Source organism: Deltaproteobacteria bacterium, from assembly GCA_003696105.1.
Lineage (GTDB): Bacteria > Myxococcota_A > Polyangia > Haliangiales > J016 > J016.
Window position 1 is genome coordinate 1 of record RFGE01000266.1, and the last position, 4,303, is coordinate 4,303.

A 4,303-nucleotide genomic window follows, 5' to 3' on the forward strand; every position below is an offset into this window, starting at 1 on the left:
GCGCCCGCGGCTGAGCGGTCGCGGCGGCCGCCCGCACGTCAGCCCTCGCCGCCCTCGCCCGCGCGTCAGCTCTCGCCGCCCTCGCCCGCGCCGCCCTCGCCCTCGCCCGCGCCGCCCGCGCCTTCGCCCGCGCCGCCCTCGCCCTCGCCCTCGCCCGCGCCGCCCTCGCCTTCGCCCGCGCCGCCCTCGCCCGCGCCCTCGCCGCCCGCGCTCGCGCCGCCCGCGCCGCCCGCGCCGCCCGGCTCGGCCACCGGCCGGTACCCCGTCCGCCGGTATTCGCGCAACAGCAGGTCGCTCGGCTCGCGCTGCACCGGCTCGCTGGCGCCCTCGTCGGGCGGGCGCCGCGCCAGCGCCATCCGCACGATCTCGCCGAGCAGCTGCGCGTAGGTGCGCCCGCTGGCGTCCGAGCACATCACGTACGCGCTGCCGTCGGCCAGGTCCGGGTTCGGGTTGACCTCGAGGATGTAGATGTCGCCGGTGTCGTGTTCGACGCGCATGTCGATGCGCGCGTAGTCGCGGCAGCCCATGACGCGGTAGGCCTCGAGCGCGATCTCGCGGATGCGCTCCTCGGTGTCGGGGTCGAGGTCCTCCGCGGGGCACACGGCGTCCATCTGGTAGAACTGCTTGCTGTGGGGGTCCCACTTGGCCTTGTACGAGATGATCTGGGGCTCCCAGTCGTCCTCGGGCTCCTCAAACTCCATCTCGAACAGCGGCAGGACCTCGGGGGTCTGCGGCGGAACGGCCCACTCCTCCTTGAAGCAAAACGGGTTGCGCCGCCCCTCGCGGAAGTTGCCGAGGATGGCGGCGTGAATCTCGCGCCCGTCGATGTACTCCTCGACCAGCGCCGGCTGCTCGAACTCGTGCCAGACGTAGCGCACCCGCCGGCACAGGGACTCGTAGTCGTGGACGACGCTCTCGGGCTCGATGCCGCCGGAGGCGTCCTCGCGACCGGGCTTGACGATGAGCGGGTAGTGCAGCTCGAAGCCCTCGGCCCCGGGCTCGGGGATGGGCTCGCCGGGCTTGCACTCCATCCACGGCGAGGTGGGCAGGCCGTAGGCCTCCAGCAGGATCTTGGTGCGGATCTTCGACTGGCAGGTGGCCAGGGTCAGCGGCGTGTTGCCGGTGTACGGGACGTCCAGCAGGTCGTAGACGGCGGCGACGTGGGGCTCGAGCGTCTCGTCGTCGTAGAAGTACTCGACCAGGTTGAAGATGACGTCCGGCTCGTACAGGGTGACCGCCGCCAGGAGCTTCTCGAAGTCGTCGCGCACGTTGACCACGGAGACGCGGAAGCCGTTGGCCCGCAGGGCGGAGAGCAGCTGGTCCATCTCCTCCTGGACGGTGCCGACCTCAGACGCGGTCCGGCTCGGGTCCCACGGCAGCGGCTGCGGCCCGAGCTGCTTCCACACCTCGTAGACGTCTTCGTCGGTCTGGTTCCACAGCACGAGGACGTGCGGAGGTCGCTTTCGGTCTGCGTCGGACATCAGGGTGGCATCCTCGACGAGAATTAAGGGTTGCGCAACGGCCGCGCGGTTGTTTACGTTGAAAGCACGCGCTGCGCTCGTACGCAACCGGTCAGACGTGGGCTTCTATCCACAACCGAACGACTGGACCTGCGGTCCGTTCGCCCTCAAACACGCGCTGGTCACACTGGGCCGGCTGTGCGACGAGGACCAGATTGCGAGCATCGCGCACCCGCACTGGTGGTCGGGCACGGACGAGGTACGCCTCGCGAAGGCGGCGCGCGAGTTCGACTGCGACCTGCCGGCGATCCGCCGCCGCGATCCGGACCTCGCGCGCGGCGCGCTGGTGCGCTACCTGCGCGACCGCATCCCGGTGCTGCTGTGCGTCGACGACTGGGGCCACTGGATCACCGTGGTCAACCACGAGTCGAACCGGTTCGTCGTGCTCGACTCGAATCACGACCCGGTGCTCAACGTCGTCGAGTGGCCGCGGCTGCGCAATCGCTGGTGCTACCTGGACTGGGAGTACGACGAGGACAACCCGCCGGCGCTGTACGACCTGCACCCGGTGCGGCCGCGGTTCCGCGTGCCGGTGACCGCGCAGTTCTCGGTCCAGCGCGCGCAGTTCCTCCGCCGGCCGGAAAACGAGTCGCTGGCGCTGCACTGGGACGAGTACCTCGAAGACCTGCTCGAGATCTGCGCGCCGCCGTCGAGCCGGTTTCTCGGCTCGATGACGATGGGCGAGTTCCTCCGGCGGCACCAGGAACTGCTGATGTCGCGGGTGACCTACTGGCACGGCGACGTGGAGCGCGATCAGGTCGCGCGGTTGCTGCGCAACTTCCGCTTCGTGGCGGAGACCTACGGGCTGGTGATCCCGGCGTCGGCGACGCGCCGGGCGCTCACGGACATGGCGATGCTGGTCGCGTTCTGGGTGGCGTCGGCGGCGGGCATCGGCGACCTGTACGGCTCGCAGAACGCGCGCAGCCGGTGCCGGCGCCGCCGGCGGCGAGCGCGCAGCCGCTGGTAGCGCGCCCGGCCGCGGGCGGGCCTCGGCCTCGCGGTCGGCACCGCGCGGCGGCGGCCGTCACGCGACAGCCGGCGGGCCGTCGCGCGAGCGCCGCAGCGCCCGCACGAGCCACGCCAGGCACACCGCCGCCCACCCGGCCAGCGGCAACAGCGACGCCAGCCCCGACAGCCCGAGCAGGTGGCCGAGGTTCCACGCGGCGGGCGGCCCGCCGCGCCGCTCGTGCTTGTCGTCGATGCCCTGGCGGCTCACGGCGAGTTCGCCGCGGGCGAAGTGCGGCCAGACGAAGTCGCCGAACGGATGCCGGATGCGCACGTCCACCTCGGGCTTGACGGCGGTGCCGGCGAGCATCGCGGCGGTCGAGTAGCCGGCGGCGGCGGCGAACGCGAGCCACGCGGCGGCGGTGACGCCGCGCGGAGCGCGCGCCGGCCACTTGAGCACCCAACCGGCGACGCCGACCGCGAAAAACGGGATCGCGCCGATGAGGTAGCGCGGGCCGAGCGCCCAGCCGCCCTGCCAGTCGACGAGCGACACGTTCAGCCACACGAACAGCCCGCCGGCGGCGGCGCACACGAGCGCCTCGGCGCGCCACCGGCGGTCGGCCGCCATCCACGCCCAGCCGGGGACGCCGACGAGCAGCCACGGCGCGGAGAAGAACAGCCCGCGGTAGCTCGAAAACAGCACGCCCCAGGTCGCGCCGTCGCGCGGCGCACCGATGCCCATGAACCCCTGGCCGCGGTGCGGCTGGGTGGAAAACGCGTACGGCAACGTAAGCGGCCCGCCGAAAACGATCCAATGATAGGCGGCGAGCGCGGCGGCCGGCCCGGCGCCGCCGGCGACGAACCAGGCGACCGCGCGGCGGTGGTCGCGCCACAGCCCCCAGGCGACGTAGGCGGCGATCGGCGCGACGGCGAGCGCGGCCGGGTATTCGACGACGACGGCGTAGCCGAGCGCGAGCCCGGCGCCGAACAGCGAGGCGAAGCGGGGCGCGGCGGTGCCGGCGCGCGCGGCCCGCACGGTGCGCACGGCGACGGCGAACCCGATGACGACCAGCGCCGCCATCAGCTGGTGGCCGTAAAACAGGGTGGCGTACGGGAACGCGAGGGTGCCGAACGCGTACGCCGCGGCGATCGCGATGGCCGGCCCGCGCCCGACGCCGAGCGCGCCGACGAGGGCGCACAGCGCGACGACCGCCACGGCCGACGGCACGCCGACGGCGACGACGGTGACCGCGTACGACGCGACCGCGAGGAACCGCGGGGTGGGAGGCTCGCCGCCGGCGGCGCGCGCGACCGCGTAGACCGGTACGCCGAGCCACGACGCGCCGGGTGCCTTGTCGCAGTAGTGGACGCCGTCTTTGCGCGAGTGATCGCCGGTGTTGTGGTGGTAGCCCTCGATCGACGCGGTGCCCCGCTCGACCACGGCGCGCACGAGGTCGAACCGGCTGTTCTGGTTCCAGCCGCCCGCCTGGTAGAAGTAGGCGTAGGCTCCGAGCGCGAGCGCGAACAGCGCGGCTTCGGGACGGCTCATCGCCGCTCGCAGGCGGCCCCCCGTGCGCGCGCCGGTCATCCGGGGCGGCGCTCCGCGCAGGCAGCCACCGGCTGGCGAGGGTATTTCGGCAGCCGCGGGTGAGTGCACCGCAGAAACGTGGACGCTCGGCCGCGCACGACCCGCAGATAGCGGCAGCCGTGGCATACGCTGTCGGGGAAGGCGACCATCCGCGCGGCAGCGTAGCAAAGTCGCGCGGACCGCGGCGGCGGGCGCGCGGCCGCGTAGCAACGTCGCGCGGACCGCGGCGGCGGGCGCGCGGCCGCGTAGC

3 protein-coding genes are annotated in these 4,303 nt (G+C 73.4%); 1 reads left to right on the plus strand and 2 read right to left on the minus strand.

From position 1 onward, the window contains the following. Nucleotides 1-65: 65 nt before the first annotated feature. A complete protein-coding gene (locus D6689_17105) occupies nucleotides 66-1,481 on the minus strand; it encodes a hypothetical protein (protein ID RMH39265.1) in 1,416 nt (471 codons plus the stop codon). A 97-nt stretch (nucleotides 1,482-1,578) separates the two neighbouring features. Here D6689_17105 and D6689_17110 point away from each other — a divergent pair, with 97 nt between their 5' ends. Beyond that, nucleotides 1,579-2,487 carry a hypothetical protein gene (locus tag D6689_17110; protein RMH39266.1) on the plus strand — a complete coding sequence of 303 codons (909 nt, stop codon included), beginning with the start codon at nucleotides 1,579-1,581 and terminating at the stop codon, nucleotides 2,485-2,487. Between the two features lie 57 nt (nucleotides 2,488-2,544). Here the strand turns inward: D6689_17110 and D6689_17115 are convergent, their stop codons facing one another. Further along, on the minus strand, nucleotides 2,545-4,014 hold the full coding sequence (locus D6689_17115) for a hypothetical protein (protein ID RMH39267.1): 1,470 nt from the start codon (nucleotides 4,012-4,014) through the stop codon (nucleotides 2,545-2,547). Nucleotides 4,015-4,303: the final 289 nt, after the last annotated feature.

Bases quoted from the DNA above. Each gene is read 5' to 3' on its own strand.
- D6689_17105 (RMH39265.1), bottom strand. From the start codon at position 1,481: ATGTCCGACGCAGACCGAAAGCGACCTCCGCACGTCCTCGTGCTGTGG.
- D6689_17115 (RMH39267.1), bottom strand. From the start codon at position 4,014: ATGAGCCGTCCCGAAGCCGCGCTGTTCGCGCTCGCGCTCGGAGCCTAC.